This window comes from Serratia marcescens (assembly GCF_001902635.1).
Lineage (GTDB): Bacteria > Pseudomonadota > Gammaproteobacteria > Enterobacterales > Enterobacteriaceae > Serratia > Serratia marcescens_F.
Map to the genome: position 1 here is coordinate 398,938 of NZ_MJAO01000001.1, position 19,712 is coordinate 418,649.

At 60.2% G+C, this 19,712-nt stretch carries 20 protein-coding genes; 4 read left to right on the forward strand and 16 right to left on the reverse strand.

The annotated features are described in order from the left end of the window. The first annotated feature begins 16 nt into the window (after positions 1-16). Together BHU62_RS01860 and fghA are read left to right on the forward strand one after the other, a co-directional pair. On the forward strand, positions 17-1,141 hold the full coding sequence (locus tag BHU62_RS01860) for an S-(hydroxymethyl)glutathione dehydrogenase/class III alcohol dehydrogenase (RefSeq protein ID WP_073528875.1): 1,125 nt from the start codon (positions 17-19) through the stop codon (positions 1,139-1,141). A 14-nt stretch (positions 1,142-1,155) separates the two neighbouring features. Further along, on the forward strand, positions 1,156-1,998 hold the full coding sequence (gene fghA, locus BHU62_RS01865) for an S-formylglutathione hydrolase (protein ID WP_048322602.1): 843 nt from the start codon (positions 1,156-1,158) through the stop codon (positions 1,996-1,998). A 39-nt stretch (positions 1,999-2,037) separates the two neighbouring features. Here the strand turns inward: fghA and BHU62_RS01870 are convergent, their stop codons facing one another. From BHU62_RS01870 to BHU62_RS01905, 8 genes are all read right to left on the reverse strand, one after another. Then, on the reverse strand, positions 2,038-2,346 hold the full coding sequence (locus tag BHU62_RS01870) for a CcdB family protein (protein ID WP_073528876.1): 309 nt from the start codon (positions 2,344-2,346) through the stop codon (positions 2,038-2,040). A gap of 2 nt (positions 2,347-2,348) precedes the next feature. Further along, positions 2,349-2,591, reverse strand: a complete 243-nt coding sequence (locus BHU62_RS01875) for a type II toxin-antitoxin system CcdA family antitoxin (protein WP_078061989.1) — start codon at positions 2,589-2,591, stop codon at positions 2,349-2,351. 81 nt (positions 2,592-2,672) lie between these two features. Next, entirely contained in the window at positions 2,673-3,581 is a 909-nt protein-coding gene (gene gsiD, locus BHU62_RS01880) for a glutathione ABC transporter permease GsiD (RefSeq protein WP_171971279.1), read from the reverse strand. Between the two features lie 9 nt (positions 3,582-3,590). Continuing rightward, a complete protein-coding gene (gene gsiC / locus BHU62_RS01885; RefSeq protein WP_073528877.1) occupies positions 3,591-4,511 on the reverse strand; it encodes a glutathione ABC transporter permease GsiC in 921 nt (306 codons plus the stop codon). 52 nt (positions 4,512-4,563) lie between these two features. Next, complete coding sequence (gene gsiB, locus BHU62_RS01890; RefSeq protein ID WP_073528878.1) at positions 4,564-6,099, reverse strand: glutathione ABC transporter substrate-binding protein GsiB; 1,536 nt, start codon at positions 6,097-6,099, stop codon at positions 4,564-4,566. Positions 6,100-6,122: 23 nt separating this feature from the next. Continuing rightward, complete coding sequence (locus BHU62_RS01895; protein ID WP_073528879.1) at positions 6,123-8,000, reverse strand: dipeptide ABC transporter ATP-binding protein; 1,878 nt, start codon at positions 7,998-8,000, stop codon at positions 6,123-6,125. Positions 8,001-8,019: 19 nt separating this feature from the next. Beyond that, positions 8,020-8,976, reverse strand: a complete 957-nt coding sequence (locus BHU62_RS01900; RefSeq protein ID WP_073528880.1) for an isoaspartyl peptidase/L-asparaginase family protein — start codon at positions 8,974-8,976, stop codon at positions 8,020-8,022. A gap of 484 nt (positions 8,977-9,460) precedes the next feature. Continuing rightward, positions 9,461-9,997: a DUF924 family protein gene (locus tag BHU62_RS01905; RefSeq protein WP_073528881.1), complete on the reverse strand. Its 537-nt coding sequence runs from the start codon at positions 9,995-9,997 to the stop codon at positions 9,461-9,463. 157 nt (positions 9,998-10,154) lie between these two features. Here BHU62_RS01905 and moeA point away from each other — a divergent pair, with 157 nt between their 5' ends. Together moeA and moeB are read left to right on the forward strand one after the other, a co-directional pair. Beyond that, complete coding sequence (gene moeA, locus BHU62_RS01910; protein WP_073528882.1) at positions 10,155-11,393, forward strand: molybdopterin molybdotransferase MoeA; 1,239 nt, start codon at positions 10,155-10,157, stop codon at positions 11,391-11,393. A gap of 2 nt (positions 11,394-11,395) precedes the next feature. Further along, positions 11,396-12,151 carry a molybdopterin-synthase adenylyltransferase MoeB gene (gene moeB / locus BHU62_RS01915; RefSeq protein ID WP_073528883.1) on the forward strand — a complete coding sequence of 252 codons (756 nt, stop codon included), beginning with the start codon at positions 11,396-11,398 and terminating at the stop codon, positions 12,149-12,151. A 51-nt stretch (positions 12,152-12,202) separates the two neighbouring features. On the opposite strand, the gene BHU62_RS01920 is transcribed toward moeB, so the two are convergent. From BHU62_RS01920 to BHU62_RS01955, 8 genes are all read right to left on the reverse strand, one after another. Next, a complete protein-coding gene (locus tag BHU62_RS01920) occupies positions 12,203-13,795 on the reverse strand; it encodes an ABC-F family ATPase (RefSeq protein WP_033637709.1) in 1,593 nt (530 codons plus the stop codon). 135 nt (positions 13,796-13,930) lie between these two features. Next, positions 13,931-14,533: a LuxR C-terminal-related transcriptional regulator gene (locus BHU62_RS24560; RefSeq protein WP_078061990.1), complete on the reverse strand. Its 603-nt coding sequence runs from the start codon at positions 14,531-14,533 to the stop codon at positions 13,931-13,933. A gap of 43 nt (positions 14,534-14,576) precedes the next feature. Next, complete coding sequence (locus BHU62_RS01930) at positions 14,577-15,200, reverse strand: helix-turn-helix transcriptional regulator (RefSeq protein WP_073528885.1); 624 nt, start codon at positions 15,198-15,200, stop codon at positions 14,577-14,579. A gap of 1,779 nt (positions 15,201-16,979) precedes the next feature. After that, on the reverse strand, positions 16,980-17,531 hold the full coding sequence (locus BHU62_RS01935) for a fimbrial protein (protein WP_073528886.1): 552 nt from the start codon (positions 17,529-17,531) through the stop codon (positions 16,980-16,982). A gap of 10 nt (positions 17,532-17,541) precedes the next feature. Beyond that, positions 17,542-18,042, reverse strand: a complete 501-nt coding sequence (locus tag BHU62_RS01940) for a fimbrial protein (protein WP_073528887.1) — start codon at positions 18,040-18,042, stop codon at positions 17,542-17,544. A 12-nt stretch (positions 18,043-18,054) separates the two neighbouring features. Then, complete coding sequence (locus BHU62_RS01945; RefSeq protein ID WP_171971280.1) at positions 18,055-18,561, reverse strand: fimbrial protein; 507 nt, start codon at positions 18,559-18,561, stop codon at positions 18,055-18,057. 10 nt (positions 18,562-18,571) lie between these two features. Then, positions 18,572-19,231 carry a fimbrial protein gene (locus tag BHU62_RS01950; protein ID WP_073528888.1) on the reverse strand — a complete coding sequence of 220 codons (660 nt, stop codon included), beginning with the start codon at positions 19,229-19,231 and terminating at the stop codon, positions 18,572-18,574. Between the two features lie 48 nt (positions 19,232-19,279). Further along, positions 19,280-19,712 (reverse strand): fimbria/pilus periplasmic chaperone (locus tag BHU62_RS01955; protein WP_171971281.1); only part of this gene is annotated, 433 nt, incomplete at its 5' end.

Here is a 19,712-nt window from a genome sequence, read left to right on the forward strand (position 1 = left end):
CACTGAGGAGACTATGATGGAGATGATCAAAACCCGCGCCGCCGTTGCCTGGGGCCCGAACCAGCCGCTGAAGATTGAAGAAGTCGAGCTGATGCCACCGCAAAAAGGCGAAGTGCTGGTGCGGATCGTCGCCACCGGCGTTTGCCACACCGACGCCTACACCCTGTCCGGCAAAGATCCGGAAGGCGTGTTCCCGGCGATCCTCGGCCACGAGGGCGGCGGCGTGGTAGAAGCGGTCGGTGAAGGCGTCACCAGTGTGGCCGTCGGCGACCACGTGATCCCGCTCTACACCCCGGAGTGCGGCGAGTGCAAATTCTGTAAATCCGGCAAGACCAACCTGTGCGAGGCGATCCGCGCCACCCAGGGCAAAGGGCTGATGCCGGACGGCACCACCCGCTTCTTCAAGGACGGCCAGCCGATCTTCCACTACATGGGCACGTCCACCTTCTCCGAATACACCGTGGTGCCGGAAATCTCACTGGCGAAAATCAACAAGGAAGCGCCGCTGGAAGAAGTGTGCCTACTGGGCTGCGGCGTCACCACCGGCATGGGCGCGGTGATGAACACCGCCAAGGTGCAGCCGGGCGATACCGTGGCGATCTTCGGCCTGGGCGGCATCGGCCTGTCGGCGATCATCGGCGCGCAAATGGCCGGCGCGGGCCGCATCATCGGCATCGACATCAACACCAGCAAGTTCGATCTGGCGCGCAAACTGGGCGCTACCGATCTGATCAACCCGAAAGACTATGACAAGCCGATTCAAGAGGTGATCGTCGAGCTGACCGACGGCGGCGTCGATTTCTCCTTCGAGTGCATCGGCAACGTTAACGTGATGCGTTCCGCGCTGGAGTGCTGCCACAAGGGCTGGGGCGAATCAGTGATCATCGGTGTCGCGGGCGCCGGCGAAGAGATCTCGACCCGTCCGTTCCAGCTGGTCACCGGCCGCGTCTGGCGCGGTTCGGCATTCGGCGGCGTCAAAGGCCGTTCGCAGCTGCCGGGCATCGTCGAGCGCTATCTGGACGGCGAATTCGCGCTGAACGACTTTATCACCCACACCATGGGGCTGGAGCAGATCAACGAAGCGTTCGATTTGATGCACGAAGGCAAATCGATCCGTTCCGTCATCCACTTCGACAAATAAGCCAGGAGGCAGAGATGACGTTGTCATTGGAACTTCTCGAAGAGCACCGCATGTTCGGCGGCTGGCAACAGCGCTATCGTCACGCGGCGCAGAGCCTGAATTGCAACATGACATTCAGCATCTACCTGCCGCCGCCGCGCGATGACAACCCGCCGCCGGTGTTGTACTGGCTGTCGGGGCTGACCTGCAACGACGAGAACTTCACGTTGAAAGCCGGCGCGCAGCGCATCGCCGCCGAGCTGGGCCTGGTGCTGGTAATGCCGGACACCAGCCCGCGCGGCGACGAAGTGCCGAACGACGAAGGCTACGATCTGGGCCAGGGTGCCGGTTTCTACCTGAACGCCACCCAAGCGCCGTGGGATCGCCATTTCCGCATGTACGACTACATCAGCGCAGAACTGCCGGCGCTGATCGCACAGCACTTCAGCGTCAGCGATCGTCAGTCTATCTTCGGCCACTCGATGGGCGGCCACGGCGCGCTGATGATGGCGTTTCGCAACCCGCAGCGCTTCCGCTCGGTGTCGGCGTTCGCGCCGATCGTCAACCCGTGCCAGGTGCCGTGGGGCCGCAAGGCGTTCACCGCCTATCTGGGCAGCGACGAAAGCCAGTGGCTGCAGTACGACAGCTGCCATCTGCTGGCCAGCGGCGCGGAGAAAATGCCGGTGCTGATCGACCAGGGCGACGACGACCAGTTCCTGGCCGACCAGCTACAGCCGGCGCGGTTGGCCGAGCTGGCGCGCCAGCGCGACTGGCCGCTGACGCTGCGCATTCAGCCGGGGTACGATCACAGCTACTTCACCATCGCCACCTTCGTGGAAGATCACCTGCGCTTCCACGCCGAGCACCTGTTCCGCTGATAAAAAAATCCGGGCGGTTATTAAAGCGCCCGGATTTCTTTAAAAACCATCAATCAGAAAATCGATGGCAGCTTTAATTTGATTCCTGTGCTCATTGGCATTACCAACGGCCTTGCCGATCTGTGAAATACGTACAGCAGCCATCTCATGCGTCATAACAAGAAACTTTTCGCCGTTTACCTCAATCTCCGGGCATAAACGTGCAGAAATTTTAACCCTGACGTTATCCAAAGCATAAAGAGGGATCATTAACCGGGTCGAGAGGGCATCAATAAGATCGCTTTGAACGTCCAGTAAGTAGGGATAGGCTGATGCCGGATACGTATTGTCATATACGGTAAACTGCATATTCAAAATGTCCGATATTCATCAGACAACAAACCATTTTCTTCAGTGATACGATTAAGTTCTTCTAACGCCGCGCGATTTTGCTCGCGCCACTGTTGAATCTCAATGTCCCTGACACGAACGCTCAATGCGTCTGTCAATACGGATGACACATTGACGCCCAGGGATTTTGCGCGCTGGAAAAGATCGCGATCGATGGTTACGTTGACTGTCTTTTTCGTCACATTGTTATTTGCCATATCCATTCCTCATCCCTGTAATATACACGGGTCAAATTTTCACCAATTATACTCGTAAAACAGGGGTATGCCAATTCAGCGATGCCATCACCCCTTCAGTTTCGGATCCAGCGCGTCGCGCAGCCCGTCGCCCAACAGGTTGAAGGCCAGCACGGTAATAAATATCGCCAGGCTGGGGAAGATCGCCACGTGCGGCGCGATCACCATATCGGCGCGCGCCTCGTTGAGCATCGCCCCCCACTCCGGCATCGGCGGCTGGGCGCCCAGGCCCAGAAACGACAGGCTGGCGGCGGTGATGATCGAGGTGCCGATGCGCAGGGTGAAATAGACCACGATCGAAGACAGGGTGCCCGGCAGAATGTGCCGCAGGATGATGGTCCAGTCCGAGGCGCCGATGCTGCGCGCCGATTCGATATAGGTCAGGTGCTTCAGCACCAGCGTATTGCCGCGCACCAGGCGGGCGAAGGCCGGAATGCTGAAGATCGCCACCGCGACGATCACGTTGGCCATGCCGCTGCCCATGATCGCCACCACGCCGATCGCCAGCAGAATGCCGGGAAACGCGAACAGCACGTCGCAGACGCGCATGGTGAGGCGATCCCACCAGCCCTCATAGTAGCCGGCCAGCAGCCCCAGCAGGGTGCCGATCGCCCCGCCCGCCAGCACCGAGAACACCCCGGCCGCCAGCGAAATGCGCGTACCCATCAAGATACGGCTGAAGATATCGCGCCCGAGGGAATCCACGCCCAGCCAGTGCATTAGCGAAGGCCCTTCGTTCAGCCGGTCGTAATCGAAGTAGTTTTCCGCATCGAACGGTGCCAGATAAGGCGCCAACAGCGCCGCCGCAATCAGCAGCAGCACCAACAGGCCGGCGACCAGCGCCGCCCGCTGGCGGCGAAAACGCCGCCAAAACTCGCCCCACGGCGTGCGCACCGCGTTGGGGTCGATAAGCGGCATCGCCTTCAGTGCGGCGTTGCGCCGCCAATGCTTAATCATGCCGCATCCTCATTGGTAACGAATCGCCGGGTTGATCGCCGCGTACAGCATATCCACCAGCAGGTTGATCAGAATGAACTCCAGCGAGAACAGCAGCACCTCGGCCTGGATCACCGGGTAATCGCGCATCTCCACCGAGTCCACCAGCAACCGCCCCAGCCCCGGCCAGTTGAACACCTTCTCCACCACGATCGAACCGCCGAGCAGGAAGCCGAACTGCAGCCCCATCATGGTCACCACCGGGAGCATCGCGTTGCGCAGGCCGTGTTTCATCACCACCACGCTTTCCCGCACGCCCTTGGCGCGCGCGGTGCGCATGTAGTCCTCCTGCAACACCTCGACGAACGAAGCGCGGGTGAAGCGCGCCATCACCGCCGCCACCGCCGCCCCCAGGGTGATCGAAGGCAGAATGTAGTGCCGCCAGCTGTCGGCGCCCACCGTCGGCAGCCACCCCAGCTCGACCGAGAACACCTGCATCAGCAGCATGCCGAGCGCAAAGGCCGGGAACGAGATCCCCGACACCGCCAGCGTCATGCCGAGGCGATCCGGCCAGCGGTTGCGCCACACCGCCGACACCACGCCGATCGCCAGGCCGAACGCCACCGCCCACAGCATGCTGGTGACGGTCAGCCAGAAGGTCGGCATAAAGCGCGAGGCGATCTCTTCGCTCACCGGGCGTTTGGACACCATCGAGATGCCGAAGTCGCCCCGCAGCGCGTTGACGAAGAAGTGCGCGAACTGCTGCGGCAGCGGCTTATCCAGCCCCAAATCCTTGCGCACCAGCTGCACCACCGCCTCGTCGGCCTCCGGCCCCGCCGCCAGCCGCGCCGGATCGCCCGGCAGCAGGTGAACAAACAGGAACACCAGCACCGCCACGATCAGCAGCGTCGGGATCAGGCCCAGCAGCCGTTTCAGAAAATAATTGAGCATCTCATTCCTTCCCCCGCCCGCCGCCGCTTGGCCACAGGCGGGGATGGGCGCCTTATTTCAGATCGGCGTTATCAAAGTTGAACGAGGTATCCGGCATCACGTAGAAGCCGCTCAGCTGTTTGCTGTTGGCCGACAGCAAGCGTTCGGTCGCCAGGAAGATCCAGGGCGCGTCAGCCCAGATGCGATCCTGCGCGTCCTGATACAGTTTCTGCTTCTCGGCGCGATCGGTGGTCGCCAGCGCGTCGGTCAGATCCCTGTCCACCTGCGGGTTGCTGTAGAACGCGGTGTTGAACTGCTTCGGCGGCGCCGCCTGGGTAGAGAACAGCGGCGACAGCGCCCAGTCCGCTTCCCCGGTCGAGGCCGACCAGCCGGTGTAGAACATCCGCACGCCGGTGTCTTTCACCCCGACGCTCTCCACCTGCGCCGCACGCTGCCCGGCATCCATCGCCGTCACCGTCACTTTTACCCCCACCTGCGCCAGCTGCTGCTGGGTGAACTGCAGCACCTTCTGCGCGGTGCTGTGGTTGTGGGAAGACCACAGCGTGGTGGTGAAACCGTTCGGGTAGCCGGCCTCTTTGAGCAGCTCGCGCGCCTTGGCCGGATCGTATGGCCACGGCTTATAGCGGGCGGCGAAGTCGATCGCCGGCGGCACCGGCCCTTCCGCCGGCACCGCGTAGCCGGCGAACGCCACCTTGATCAGCGCGTCCTTGTTGATGGCGTAGTTCAGCGCCTGGCGCACCTTCGGGTTATCGAACGGCTTTTGGGTGACGTTCATGCTGATGTAACGCTGCAGGATCGACGGTGCTGCCACCACGTCCAGCTTGGCGTTGCCTTCCAGCACCTTGGCCTGCTCGTAAGGGATCGGGAAGGCGAAGGTCGCCTCGCCGGTCTGCAGCATCGCCGCCCGGGTGTTGTTATCCACCACCGGGCGCCAGGTGATGCTATCGAGCTTCGGCAGCCCCGGCTGCCAGTAGCCGTCGAACTTCTTCACCTTGACGAAATCGGTCTGATTCCAGGTGACGAACTGGTATGGGCCGGTGCCGACCGGGTGGAAACCGATCTCCTTGCCGTATTGCTTCAGCGCCGCCGGGGAGATGATCGCCGCCGCCGGGTGCGCCAGGTTGTTGACGAACGCCGAGAACGGCGCCTTCAGCACGATCTTCACCGTATTGGCGTCCACCGCCTCGGTTTTGTCGATCATCTTGAACAGGTTATAACGCTTGAGGTGGCTGTCCGGGTTGCTGGCGCGATCGAGGTTTACCTTCACCGCGTCGGCGTTGAACGCCGTGCCGTCGTGGAATTTAATCCCCTGGCGCAGTTTGACGGTGTAGGTCAGGCCGTCTTTGCTGACCTCATAGCTGTCCGCCAGCACGTTCACCAGCTTCATGTCCTTGTCGAAGCCGAACAGCCCCTGATAGAAAGACTTGGCCACCGCCTGCGACAGCGTGTCGTTGGCGTCGTAAGGATCGAGGGTGGTGAAGTTGGACGCCACGGCGATCACCGCGTCCTTCGCCGCCCAGACCGGGCCGGTTCCCGCCGCCAGCAGTACGGCGGCCAACAGCGCATTGCGTTTGAATGTGTGCTTCATGTCGCTTGTCTCTCCTGAGGTCTTTAAAAAGCACCGGCGATCGGGTGGCGGGCAACAAAGTGCCCGGCGCCAACCTGCACCAACGGTGCGGTAACGGGTTCATCGCCCAGCGCGCGCACCGGGCTGGGGATCTCATCGACCGGCAGCGGCTGCCGTTTGTGGGCGTGAGCGGGATCGGCCACCGGCACCGCCGCCATCAGCTTGCGGGTGTAGGGGTGCTGCGGGTTGTCGAACACCGCCTGCCGCGGGCCGATCTCGACAATTTGCCCGAGGTACATCACCGCCACCCGGTGGCTGATGCGCTCCACCACCGCCATGTCGTGTGAAATAAAAAGAAAAGCGATGCCGAACTCGCGCTGCAGATCGAGCAACAGATTGACGATCTGCGCCTGAATTGATACGTCCAGCGCCGACACCGCCTCGTCGGCGATCACCACTTTCGGGTTCAGCGCCAGCGCGCGCGCAATGCAGATGCGCTGGCGCTGGCCGCCGGAAAACTCGTGCGGGTAGCGGCGCGCATGCTCCGGCAACAGGCCGACGCGTTCCAATAGCCAGGCCACCCGTTGCTCCGCCTCCCGGCCACGCATCACGTTGTGCACCAGCAGCGGCTCCATGATGGAAAAACCGACCGTCAGACGCGGATCGAGCGAGGCGTAGGGATCTTGAAAGATGAACTGAATATCGCGCCGCAGGTGCTGCAGCGCCGGCCCCTTCAATTGGTCTATCCGCCGCCCGGCGAAGGTGATGGTACCGCTCTGGCTGTCCACCAGCTTCAGCAACGAGCGCCCGGTGGTGGACTTGCCGCAGCCGGACTCGCCCACCAGCCCCAGCGTCTCGCCGGGGTAAAGATCGAAACTGACGTTTTCCACCGCGTGCACCCGGCGGGTGACCCGATTGAACAGCCCGCCACGCAGATCAAAACGCGTGACCAGATGCGCCACCCGCAGGATCGGCGCGGCGCCTGGCGGCACGGTATCCTGCGGCGCTTCATCGCCCTCGCCGTCCGGCAGCGGAAACTTCGCCGGCAGCGGCCGATCGGCCATCGCCCCCAGCTTCGGCACCGCCGCCAGCAGCGCCCGGGTATAGGCCTGCTGCGGCGCGGCGAACAGCTCGCACACCCGATTTTGTTCCACCTGCTCACCGCGGCGCATCACCAGCACCCGATCGGCAATCTCCGCCACCACGCCCATGTCGTGAGTAATGAAGATCACACCCATCTGCATCTCCTGCTGCAGCACGCGGATCAGCTGCAGGATCTGCGCCTGAATGGTGACGTCGAGCGCGGTGGTGGGTTCATCGGCAATCAGCAACGCCGGCTTGCAGGAGAGCGCCATGGCGATCATCACCCGCTGGCGCATGCCGCCGGAAAGCTGGTGCGGATAGCGCCCCAACACCTCTTTGGCCTCCGGAATACGCACCAGATCGAGCATGTGCAGTGCCTCCTGACGCGCACTGCGGTGGTCCATGCCCTGATGCAGGCGCAGCGATTCGGCGATCTGTTCGCCGACCGGAAATACCGGGTTGAGCGAAGTCATCGGCTCCTGGAAGATCATCGCCATGTCGGCGCCACGCACCGTGCGCAGCGTGCCCTGTGAAGCCTGCACCAGATCGAGCAGCGCGCCATCGCGCCGGCGCAGCGTCATGGCGCCGCCGACGATGCGCCCGCCGCCCTGCTCCACCAGCCGCATCAGCCCCAGCGAGGTCACCGATTTGCCGGAGCCGGACTCACCGACGATCGCCAGCGTTTCGCCGCGATCAAGCTCGAACGACAGGTTGCGCACCGCTTCCACGGCACCGCCCGGTTGAGGAAAGCTGATGCTCAGATCGCGCACCGCCAGCACCCGCTGCGGCGGCAATGACAGCCCGCCGCTGGCGGCGGGCCGAAGTGAAACGTCGGTCATGCACCCTCCTGGTGAACGCTTAGCGGTAAATCCCGACGGACGGCGCATCGCCGACATAACCAAAACCGCGATACATCCCCTCGCAGTTGAACGGCAGCGCGATATTGCCGTGGCGATCGACGGCGATCATGCCGCCGCTGCCGCCCAGCGCCGGCAGCTTCTCCATCACCACCCGATCGCCGGCCGCCTGCAGGCTGAGGCCGGCGTATTCGATCAGGGCGGAGACGTCGTAGGCCGCCACGCCGCGCATGAAGATTTCGCCGGTGCCGGTGCTGGAGACCGCCACCGTGGCGTTGTTGGCATAACAACCGGCGCCGATAATCGGCGTGTCGCCCACCCGCCCGGCCTGCTTGTTGGTCATGCCGCCGGTGGAAGTGGCGGCGGCGAGGTTGCCCAGCACATCCAGCGCCACCGCGCCGACAGTGCCGAATTTGCGATCGGGATCGAGCGGATCGCCGGCCTGCGCCGCGCCGTCGTGATCGAGCAATACCCGGCCCTGCTCCGCCTGGGCCCGGTGCAGCTGATCGAAACGTTCCTGGGTAAAGAAGAAATCGGGGGCGACCATTTCCAGGCCGTGAGCCGCGGCAAACTTCTCGGCGCCTTCGGCGGCAAACAGCACGTGTTCGCTGTTTTCCAGCACCGCGCGCGCCGCCAGCACCGGGTTGCGGATGCGGCTGACGCCGGCGACGGCGCCGGCATCGCAGGTGCGGCCGTCCATCACGCAGGCATCCAGCTCGTGGGTGCCCTGATGGGTGAACACCGATCCTTTACCGGCGTTGAACAGCGGGCACTCCTCGAGCAGCCGCACCGCTTCGGTCACCGCGTCCAGCGCGCTGCCGCCCTGCGCCAGTATCGCCTGCCCGGCGGCCACGATCTCGGACAGTGCCTGGATATACAGCCGTTCTTTTTCCGCACTCAGCGCCGCTCGGGTAATTGCGCCCGCGCCGCCATGAATGGCAATTACTGGTTTGCTCATTTGCCTGACACCCTGTGTTAATCCCGCCGTTGCACAGCGAATAAGCTGAGCGCGGTATCATTATTATTCAGTCTTTTTTTGACTATACCCTAAATAATTGGCGTTGCCTCCCGACGGCAAGAGCGGGAGTCCCCAGGAGCTTACTCAGGTAAGTGACTGGGGTGAGCGCTTGCAGCCAACACAGAGGCAACGTCAAGTATGACGGGTATATATTTAGCCCGACAGTGGAAGTACAGCATAACGTCCACGCCCCGCTTTTAGCGTAGCGCGCTTAGACCATTTCGCACCTTGAAATAGCTTATTGGAATAAAAACAGCGGGTTATAAAAAACGGCAAACCGCCGATCCTGCGGCTGAGATTATTGGTAATTTCGCGTGTGGAAATAGCGGCATGGCGTAATGAAATAAACGTTCGCGCTGGGTAGCACTTATTGTGGCGCCCAGCCTGCTGATTTTTCCCCGGCCGGGCGCAGATGATCCGACGATTAAAAACCCGATCCGGGCTGTTGTAAAAAAGCCTCTTCTTCCGGCGTGCTGATGCGCCCCAATATTGCATTGCGATGCGGGTAGCGGCCGAAACGATCGATGATCGCCTTATGACGCAGCTCGAATTCCAGCTGATCGCCGTTATTAAGCTCGGTGTACAGCACCAGCGCCTGCTGGTGAATCAGCGGCGATTCCGAATGCATGAACGGCAGATAGAGGAAGCCGCGCTGCTCGCGGCTCAGCCGTTCGCACTCGCCGCTGCGGATCGCCTCCTGCGCCAGGATCAACGCCATGCCGTCGCTGGCGAATGACTGCGGCGTGCCGCGAAACAGGTTGCGGCTGAACTGATCGAGCACGATCACCTCCGCCAGCCGCCCTTCGATGGTGTCGCGCCAGTGCGCCAGCTCCCCCGCTGCCGCCGCCTGCCAGATCTCGCCGAACCGGCTGTGCAGCAGACGATCGAAATCGTCGTCCTTTTTGAACCACATGATCGGTTCGATCTCGTCGAACCAAAAGTCGATAACCTGTCTATGCATCATGATTCTCCTGTGTTTTACTCAGTTTATACCCGATCGCCGTGACGCCGCAGTGCGAAAGATGGCGGGCATAACCCGTTCTCCCCCCCGGCGTTCTCTGCCATAATACCCCCACTTTGTCGCTATTTTTGCGCCCCCTGATTACGGAGTTCCCCTTATGGATCACTGCCATACTTCCGATCTTATCTCCCTGGAGCAAGCGCTGGAAAAAATGCTCGGGCAGATCGCCCCGCTGCAGCAGACCGAATCCATCGCCCTGACCACCGCCGCCGGCCGCATTACCGCCGCACCGGTGATCTCGCCGCTCGATGTGCCGCCGTTCGCCAACTCGGCGATGGACGGCTATGCGGTGCGCCTTGCCGATTTACAGGCCGGCGCGCCGCTGTCGGTCACCGGGAAAGCCTTCGCCGGGGCGCCGTTCGACGGCGAATGGCCGGCCAACAGCTGCGTGCGCATCATGACCGGTGCGCCGATCCCGGCCGGGGCCGATGCGGTGGTCATGCAGGAGCAGGCCGAGGTGAGCGACCTGGGCGTGCGTTTCACCGCGCCGGTACAGGCCGGGCAAAATATCCGTCTGGCGGGTGAAGACATTCGCCGGGGCGCGAGCGTGTTGCCGGCCGGCGTGAAGCTGGGCGCCGCGCAGCTGCCGCTGCTGGCTTCGCTCGGCGTCGCCGAGGTGCAGGTAATGCGTAAGCTGAAAGTCGCGGTGTTCTCCACCGGCGACGAGCTGCAGCCGGTCGGCCAACCGCTGCAGGCGGGCCAAATTTACGACACCAACCGTTTCGCGGTACGCCTGATGCTGGAGCAGCTGGGCTGCGAGGTGCTCGATCTCGGCATTATCCGCGACGATCGTGACGCGCTGCGCGCTGCGTTCGAACGGGCGGACAGCCAGGCCGACGTGGTGATCAGCAGCGGCGGCGTCTCGGTCGGCGAGGCCGACTACACCAAACAGATGCTCGACGAGCTGGGCCAGGTCAGCTTCTGGAAGCTGGCGATCAAACCCGGCAAACCGTTCGCCTTCGGCAAGCTGGGCCAGGCCTGGTTCTGCGGCCTGCCGGGCAACCCGGTTTCCGCCGCTCTGACCTTCTACCAACTGGTGCAACCGCTGCTGGCGAAGCTGGCCGGCCATAGCGACTGGCTCCTGCCGCCGCGCCTGCGCGCGCGCGCATTGACGCCGCTGAAAAAATCGCCGGGCCGCCTCGATTTCCAGCGCGGCGTGTTCAGCAGTAACGCCGCGGGCGAACTGGAGGTCAGCACCACCGGCCACCAGGGCTCGCACGTATTCAGCTCCTACAGCCAGGGCAACTGTTTCATCGTGCTGGAGCGCGAACGCGGTTCGGTGGCGGTGGGGGAAACGGTGGAGATCGAGCCGTTCAACGCCCTGCTGAGGAGCTGAGTATGCTGCCGGAATTGACCGACGCCGAAGCGCTGCGCTACAACCGCCAGATCGTGCTGCGCGGCTTTGACTTCGACGGCCAGGAGAAGCTGAAGGCCGCCCGCGTGCTGATCGCCGGGCTGGGCGGGCTGGGCTGCGCCGCCGCGCCTTACCTGGCGGCGGCCGGCGTCGGCCATCTGGTGCTGGTGGATTTCGACACCGTCTCGCTCTCCAATCTGCAGCGCCAGATCCTGCACCGCGACGATCGCATCGGCCAGAGCAAGGTCGCCTCCGCCAGACAGGAACTGAGCGCCATCAACCCGCATATCCGCATCGACGCGATCGACGGCCGTCTGGAAGATGACGCGATCGCGGCAGAGATCGCCGCCTGCGATCTGGTGCTGGACTGCACCGACAACGTGGCGGCGCGCGACGCCCTGAACCGCCTGTGCCACGCGCAGCGCAAGCCGCTGGTTTCCGGCGCGGCGATCCGCATGGAGGGCCAACTCAGCGTGTTCACCTATCAGCCGGGCGAGCCCTGCTACCGCTGCCTGAGCCGGCTGTTCGGCGACAGCGCCCTCACCTGCGTCGAAGCGGGCGTGATGGCGCCGCTGGTCGGCACCATCGGCACCCTGCAGGCGATGGAAGCCATCAAGCTGCTGGCCGACTATGGTCAGCCGCTGCGCGGCAAGCTGTTGATGTTCGATGCGATGAGCATGCAGTTCCGCGAGATGAAACTGCCGAAGGATCCGCACTGCGAGGTGTGCGGCGGGGAGTGACGGATAAAAAAAGGGCGGGATAATTCCCGCCCTGATGCGTTGCCGCGAGGGTTACACGATGCCCTGGCTGCGCAGATAGTCTTCGTAGTTGCCGGTAAAGTCGATCACCTTGTTCGGGGTGATTTCCAGAATGCGCGTTGCCAGCGAGCTGACGAACTCACGGTCGTGGGAGACGAAGATCAGCGTGCCTTCGTACATCTCCAGCGCCATGTTCAGCGATTCGATGGATTCCATATCCAGGTGGTTGGTCGGTTCGTCCATCACCAGAATATTCGGGCGCTGCATCATCAGCTTGCCGAACAGCATGCGGCCCTTCTCACCACCGGACAGCACCTTCACTTTCTTCTTGATGTCGTCCTGGCTGAACAGCAAACGGCCCAGCACGCTGCGCACCGCCTGCTCGTCGTCTTTTTCCTGCTTCCACTGGCTCATCCAGTCGAACACGGTCAGGGTATCGTCGAACTCGTATTCGTGATCCTGCGCGTAGTAACCAATGCGGGCATTTTCCGACCACTTCACGGTGCCGCTGTCCGGCTGTGCGTCGCCCACCAGCGTTTTCAGCAGGGTGGTTTTACCGATGCCGTTGGCGCCCAGCACCGCAACCTTCTCACCCACTTCCACCATCAGGTTCAGCTTGCTGAACAGCGGGCCGTTGTCGAAGCCCTTGGTGAGCGCTTCCACTTCCAGCGCGTTACGGAACAGCTTCTTGTCCTGATCGAAACGGATGAACGGGTTCTGGCGGCTGGAGGCCTTCACTTCTTCCAGTTGGATCTTGTCGATCTGGCGGGCGCGCGAGGTGGCCTGCTTGGATTTGGAGGCGTTGGCGCTGAAGCGGCTGACGAACGATTGCAGCTCGTTGATCTGCGCCTTCTTCTTGGCGTTGTCGGCCAGCAGACGTTCACGTGCCTGGGTGGCGGCAGTCATGTATTCGTCATAGTTGCCCGGATAAACGCGCAGTTCGCCGTAGTCCAGATCCGCCATGTGGGTGCAAACCATGTTCAGGAAGTGACGGTCGTGCGAGATGATGATCATGGTGCTGTTGCGTTCGTTCAGCACCTGCTCCAGCCAGCGAATGGTATCGATGTCCAGGTTGTTCGTCGGTTCGTCGAGCAGCAGGATTTCCGGATCGGAGAACAGCGCCTGCGCCAGCAACACACGCAGCTTCCAGCCCGGCGCGATTTCGCTCATCGGGCCGTAGTGCTGTTCCACCGGAATGCCGACGCCGAGCAGCAGTTCGCCGGCGCGCGCTTCGGCGGTGTAACCGTCCATCTCGCCGTAGGCGACTTCCAGATCGGCCACTTTATAGCCGTCTTCTTCGCTCATCTCCGCCATGGCGTAGATGCGGTCACGCTCTTCCTTCACCGCCCACAGCTCGGTGTGGCCCATGATCACGGTGTCCAGCACGCTGTATTGTTCGAAGGCGAACTGATCCTGGCGCAGTTTACCCAGGCGCTCGTTCGGATCGAGGAACACGTTGCCGCCGGTCGGTGCCAGGTCGCCGCCGAGGATTTTCATAAAGGTGGACTTGCCGCAGCCGTTGGCGCCGATCAGGCCATAACGGTTGCCGCCGCCGAATTTAACAGAGATGTTTTCAAACAACGGCTTGCTGCCGAACTGCATGGTGATGTTATTGGTGCTTAACACAGCGCTCGCTCTTTATATGCATAGGGAATGTGATTTGGCGCGCATTATGCCACAACGGGGTGCAGAGATCGCGGGAAGTTTTGGTGACAAATTGAGCGCCCGGTTCACGCCGGCTGGCGATGGCACGGGGTTCCACTAAAGCACACTCAGCGCCTGTTGATGGTTGATGATAAACAAATTTAACTCGTAGCTGTTTTTCAATCTCAACTTATTCATCGCCGACTTCTTTTGCGTGAAGACGGTTTTTATATTTTTACCCAATACCCAGGCGGCCTCGGTCAGTGAAAGCTCTTTGGCCAGCAGGCTGAGCACCTTGATCTCATTTTCGGTTAATTTAGCCCGGCCGCACGCCGAGCAAGCGCTGGCGGCAAGGCTGTCATAGCCAACCCGTTGCCATAAGTTCAGTTGCCGCAAGACTTTTTCTTGCACCGTGCCAAGCGAATCATCACGATAAATAATCGGGAAATATTTCAAACACCGGCTGGGTAGTGATAGCTTCTCCTGGCGGTTCATAATAAAAAAAACGATGCCACAGCGCCTCTTGCCGATACATGATGAGGCCAGTAAACAATCTATCGAAGGTTCCACGGCCCGAAATAAAATATCCGCTTGATGGATAGTATTATCCTTTCTATAGAGAGTTTCTTTGAGCGCGTCATTCGATAATACCTGTTCCAGATAACTATGCATCCCAACGGAAAAAAATGCATTTTCGTCCTTTATGGAAAAACTAACCATCTACACCTCACGGAGAATAAAAATAAAACACCCAGCACAAGCATCAGTCACGCGAAATATAATAACCTTTTAATACAGCAGAAATAACGCCATGACGCAGCCAGCTATAGAGCTCACTATTCCGTGTGAGTCCCATTTTTCGCATGATCGCTGTTTTATGGCTGCTGACCGTTTTCGTACTGATACCCAATGTTCTGGCGACTGCCGCTAACGCCATTCCCTTTTGTATGCACTTCGCCACCTCACGCTGCCGAGGAGTCAGCCCATCAAGCTGAACGGTACAGCGAATACGGCCCTCGTCCTCTGCCCCACGCTGCATCAGCGCCGATACCACGGAACCCAGCGCTGATTGAACGGCCATACCATGATAAATAACACCTGCCTCCAGCGGGCAGCGCCCAGCGTCAAAACGACCTCGAACGCATTCTTCCCGTAATGAAAAGTAGAATGGCCGATGTTTTAAATACAATGAATCATACCGACAGAAACAACTCGCCTGGCCTGCCTGGAAATAATGAAAAATTAAGTCGGCCTGATGAGCCCTGTCATTATCGACCAGGTAAACTTTTAACCCATGTATATAGAAATAGGCCGTTAACGCCGCCAGCATTCCCTTTTTGAAATATTGGTCACTCTCGATAAACGCAACTTTAATTACAGAACTCATATCGTGTTGATAACCCGGGGTCTCATACCTAACCTTCCACCTTGGGTATGCCACCGTCGATTACGTAATTCATAAATCATGATGTGCCCACAAATTGGCCACGGCCCCACTGCAACCGTCGTTTGGCGCTAATTCGGCGATACAACGACGATGAATGAGGCACGATGCCCCCCGGCGTCCGCGGCAGCAGGCACATCAACGACGGATTTCAGGCGCAGCGCTGATTTATTCTCAAACGTAGGCGTGAGCTCAAAGCGTACCCCCCGGTCGTATACCACTCTCCCGCTGGACACGCTTACGTTGGGCGTTGCCCCACAGTCGATCTCTCCATACTCAGTTACGGTACTCAAAGCACCGGCCTGCACGGACCCATGCTCGATCACTGCAGGTATACTTGCGCGGCACTGAACCCCGCCCCCTCCGCCCCCTCCGCCCCCTCCGCCCCCGGGCGCGGTCGGCTTTATACAATAATGGGGCCGCGAGTTCGCGATGGCAGTGGGATCGAGTTGTCCCCAAGGGGTGAGGACCGTTCCGAACGTACCCGCAAGGAAATCACCGTTCGCAAATACAACGCATTCTGACCCAGGACCAGACCCGGAATGCGGTCCATACGAGGATTTGACCTCGCACGTGGAATCGGCCGTCAACTCCCACGATTGAGTGCTCTTAAGCTGGCATTTTCCTAAGAGTTTAGGACGATGGGACTCATAGGCAGACCAATGACATTTAGAGAACGGAGGTGTCCCACCAGTGTCGCAATGAATGCCCACCGGAGCTATTTCGATGCGCGTGGGTTTGATAATATTGGGCGCGTCGACAAACATGACACCGGAATTACCGTAAAAGACCATACCGCTGCATGCCTGCCCCTTCGGATAATCAACGCAGTCGGTAATGACGGGGTCACGCTGCACAGGATAAGGTGCACCGAGGCAGACAGGGGGGAATACGAGCATTGCTATCAGGATACATGTTCTCATATAGAATCTCTTTGTTCAAATAAAGGCAAATATCCGCCGACAAGTTCTAATTGACGGTTTGCCTACACACTCCATCGGGCCTCATAGGCACGCACCACCGCTTCGGTTTCTGCTTTCGACAGCCGCCGATGCCTGGCTTGCTCATAAAGCCGCGCGCAACGTTCCCGATGGTTCTCTAATGCTCTCGTCGCTATTTTGGGCCCCAGCTACCCCCAGCCAGTCAAAACCCCTTTCAATATTGCCGAGTTGCGTTTTTTCCGGGTGAGTGCCAACCCCACCCAAATCAAAAATTCATGCGGCGATTAAATCGCCTTGCGTAAATGCCAGCGTATCTGGGTAAAGGGAATAAAGTCGTCCATATATCCGGTATAAATAACGCCTCATGCTATTTAAAATAGCCGTCGATATGGCATGACAAGGTGCCTCCAATTAATGGGCTACGCGTACTGCCGCAACCTATAGCTTTTTCGGTGTGTAAACATCATCCTCTATAAGTCTGCAACGCTGCCCCTCAACCTGGTGTTTTACTGTATGACGGTAATAACTGTGAATATCCGTTCGATATACATAACGCCAGATTCCGCTGTGCCAATGATAAGCCTGCATCGGCGACAGTCGATAACCACCAGGCGACACCCGATGCAGTCGTGCCTCTTTTCCCTGAACCACCAGAACCGCAAGCCCCATACATCCGCATGGGTTGGGGCATGTTGGCACCGCTGACATAACCAGTGACAGACCTCTCCCAATCCCGGCAGGCCGTTGCTTCTTGCTCTATGCCCAGCGGCAGCCGGGGGGCTTATTCATACTCCAGGCTAAACGTCGCCACCGCGCTGAACGGGCCGCGCCCGATGCGCCGTTGTGCTATTGCCTCTGGCTCACCCTGTACATAGGCTTTTAATGCAATCAGCGTGTCACCGGCCTGCAGCGGATAAATACCGCTTTGTTTATTGAGCGGCAACGGCGCGGATTTTGACGTTTCCAGCCCGATCGCAATGCCGCTGGCACCGCCACTGCCGTCTATCGCTATCAACCCCGGCAAGGCCGCGTTCTCCGTCCCCAGGAAAGTCACCTTCACCGTTTTCCCCAGGCTTAGGTCGCATTCGGCCAGATGAATCTTGAACGTTTGCCCCAACGTGCGCGTATTCAGGTACAGGTATTTGTCTATCACAGTGCCAAAGTCCAGCTGCACCTCTTCATCGCCGGGTAAAATAACGCAGGGTTCCGCGACCAGAGCGCCGTATAAATGCACGTTATTTTCAGCGGCCCTGGCGGCTAAGGGTGCCGCCAACAGCATGGGTGCCCACAGTAACGCCACAGCTAAAGCGCGTTTTCCCAATTTATATTTCATGGCAAACCCCTTATTGATAATCGGCACGCAGCGTGGCCCAGGCCTCGAAAGCGCCCTCGGTCAACGTAGCGCCGGTGCTTTTCACCGGCACCGCTTCCAGCCGGGGTGGGTTATGCAGATCGATCGCCACCGTGCTGCCCGGAGTAAACGGCCGGTCATTTTGATACACCCGAATACCGAGATTACTTTTGCTCGTCAGTACCGCGTCTTTATCAAACCCTGCCGCCACACCGCTCAGGCTCAGAGTCAACGCCCAGTTGCCGCTGTCGGCGCTTTCGCAACTGATTTGGTAGTTCAGCACCTGGCGGTAGTTCACCCCGTCCACCTTGTTGATGCCTACCCGCTCGCCAAAATCCACATCGACCCGGCTGCCGTCATTGATGGTGCACGGCGGCGGCTCTATTAACGTGCCGTGAAAAAGGGTATTTACCTCTAATGCCCCCTCTGCTTCTGCATTCAAACCCAATACTCCAACCAGCAACAGAAGCCATCCGTTTATTCGTCTTTTCATTGTTGCCCCCGTTTACTGATAAGCGACCTGAATCACGGCCCCCGAGTAGAACTCTCCCCCCGATAATGCAACGCCGCTCTGTTTCACCGGTACTGCCCATAATTCGGGTTTGTTCGGGTAGGTGAAATTCAGCCAGGTATTCGGTGCCAACTTCTGGTCACCTTGCTGTAGCTGGATCCCCAATCCTGCGATGGACGTCGCCAATAGCGTGCTATTAAAGCCGGCACCGTATCCCTCCAGTTTCATTTTCATCAGGTTGGATGAGGCACCGACACAAGAGAGGGTGTAATTCACCGGTACACGGTAATTATTGCCATCTATTCGGGTGGTCATGACCTCACCAAACTCCACGTCAATCACCCGATCGTTATTGATCACGCACGGCGGCGGGGCTACCACCGTCACTTTTACCGTTACTGTGGTACTTACAGCGCCGGCCATCATTGATGAGGTGGCGCATAAGATAAACAGACTGAGGCGTAGTGCATGTTGCCGTAGAGTCACGTGCAGTTTCATCATCATCATCACCTCAGTCGTAACTCAGGTGGAAGTTCACCCGCGCCCAATAGCTGCCCGCCGCCAGTCCAGCCGGGGTGCGTTCCGGCGTCACGGTATAGCTCAGGGTGTCTTGCCCCGGCGTCAGCAGCAGCGGTGCCCCACGGCTGCCGAGCCGCGCATCGCGCCCCAGCCCGTCTTGCAGCCGCAAACCCAGGCCGGTAACCCCTTGCGCTTTGACCAGTTGCGGATTGTCCGCATCGCGCACCGCATTGAAGCTCACCGTGACCGCCGGCTGGTCGTTGGCCCAGATCAGACCGCCAGTGCGCAGATCGCGGCTGCCCGCCGGGCTGCGCAGGCAGTCCGCCAGCCGCAGTTCGAAACGGACCGGCTCCCCCCGGCCGCCCACCGTCTGCAAACGCCCGGTGCCTGTCTCGCCCAACGCGATATCCTGCCAGGCACTGGCCATCTCCAGCCGACAGGCGCTTTCCGTCAGGGCGCCATGCACATACAGCGTGCCGTTGGCGCCGTCCACGTTCCAGTTGTCCACCGCCGCCTGGGCGGGCGGCAACAGCATCAGGGTCATCCCCAAGCTCAGCGGCACCATCAGCGCCAGCGCCCCCAGCACGCCGTAATAACGCAGTTCGCTCCCCCATCCCCCGTGAGGGGATACCTTGTGCCTGTTCCTTGCCATTGTGTTCTCCTATACCGCCGGCATGCCATCCAGCTTGTCCGATGGGGGTTACGCGCCTTTTTTCTCCGGCACCACGTTGCAAGTGCTGCCCGCGCAGCTAAAGCTCAGCTGCGGCCGGCCGCCGTAGTCGTTCACGTAGGTCAACACCGGGCTGTTACCCACCGCCGCCACGCTCACCGTCAGCGGCATCGTGCCCTTCGGTGGCACCATCATCGGCTCGAAGCCTTTTACGCCGGCGCCCTTTTTGCTGCCCGCGTCCACCAGGGTGACGTAATAGGGCGTCGGGTTATTCACCACATACTTGTCACCCTGCTTGCTCAGCGTCAGCTGCTCCTGCGGCGGCGGCGCGTTGGTATCGATGGCGATCGCCGCCGGGCGGTAGAACAGCTTGATGCGCGTCTGCAGCGCAATCTGCAAGGTGTTCGGCTTGTTGCTCTTCGGCGGAATTTCCCGCAGGTTGAAGTAGTACACCGTCTCGCGA

Bases quoted from the DNA above. Each gene is read 5' to 3' on its own strand.
- BHU62_RS01860 (WP_073528875.1), top strand. From the start codon at position 17: ATGGAGATGATCAAAACCCGCGCCGCCGTTGCCTGGGGCCCGAACCAG.
- fghA (WP_048322602.1), top strand. From the start codon at position 1,156: ATGACGTTGTCATTGGAACTTCTCGAAGAGCACCGCATGTTCGGCGGC.
- BHU62_RS01870 (WP_073528876.1), bottom strand. From the start codon at position 2,346: ATGCAGTTTACCGTATATGACAATACGTATCCGGCATCAGCCTATCCC.
- BHU62_RS01875 (WP_078061989.1), bottom strand. From the start codon at position 2,591: ATGGATATGGCAAATAACAATGTGACGAAAAAGACAGTCAACGTAACC.
- gsiD (WP_171971279.1), bottom strand. From the start codon at position 3,581: ATGATTAAGCATTGGCGGCGCAACGCCGCACTGAAGGCGATGCCGCTT.
- gsiC (WP_073528877.1), bottom strand. From the start codon at position 4,511: ATGCTCAATTATTTTCTGAAACGGCTGCTGGGCCTGATCCCGACGCTG.
- gsiB (WP_073528878.1), bottom strand. From the start codon at position 6,099: ATGAAGCACACATTCAAACGCAATGCGCTGTTGGCCGCCGTACTGCTG.
- BHU62_RS01895 (WP_073528879.1), bottom strand. From the start codon at position 8,000: ATGACCGACGTTTCACTTCGGCCCGCCGCCAGCGGCGGGCTGTCATTG.
- BHU62_RS01900 (WP_073528880.1), bottom strand. From the start codon at position 8,976: ATGAGCAAACCAGTAATTGCCATTCATGGCGGCGCGGGCGCAATTACC.
- BHU62_RS01905 (WP_073528881.1), bottom strand. From the start codon at position 9,997: ATGCATAGACAGGTTATCGACTTTTGGTTCGACGAGATCGAACCGATC.
- moeA (WP_073528882.1), top strand. From the start codon at position 10,155: ATGGATCACTGCCATACTTCCGATCTTATCTCCCTGGAGCAAGCGCTG.
- moeB (WP_073528883.1), top strand. From the start codon at position 11,396: ATGCTGCCGGAATTGACCGACGCCGAAGCGCTGCGCTACAACCGCCAG.
- BHU62_RS24560 (WP_078061990.1), bottom strand. From the start codon at position 14,533: ATGGTTAGTTTTTCCATAAAGGACGAAAATGCATTTTTTTCCGTTGGG.
- BHU62_RS01930 (WP_073528885.1), bottom strand. From the start codon at position 15,200: ATGAGTTCTGTAATTAAAGTTGCGTTTATCGAGAGTGACCAATATTTC.
- BHU62_RS01935 (WP_073528886.1), bottom strand. From the start codon at position 17,531: ATGAAATATAAATTGGGAAAACGCGCTTTAGCTGTGGCGTTACTGTGG.
- BHU62_RS01940 (WP_073528887.1), bottom strand. From the start codon at position 18,042: ATGAAAAGACGAATAAACGGATGGCTTCTGTTGCTGGTTGGAGTATTG.
- BHU62_RS01945 (WP_171971280.1), bottom strand. From the start codon at position 18,561: ATGATGAAACTGCACGTGACTCTACGGCAACATGCACTACGCCTCAGT.
- BHU62_RS01950 (WP_073528888.1), bottom strand. From the start codon at position 19,231: ATGGCAAGGAACAGGCACAAGGTATCCCCTCACGGGGGATGGGGGAGC.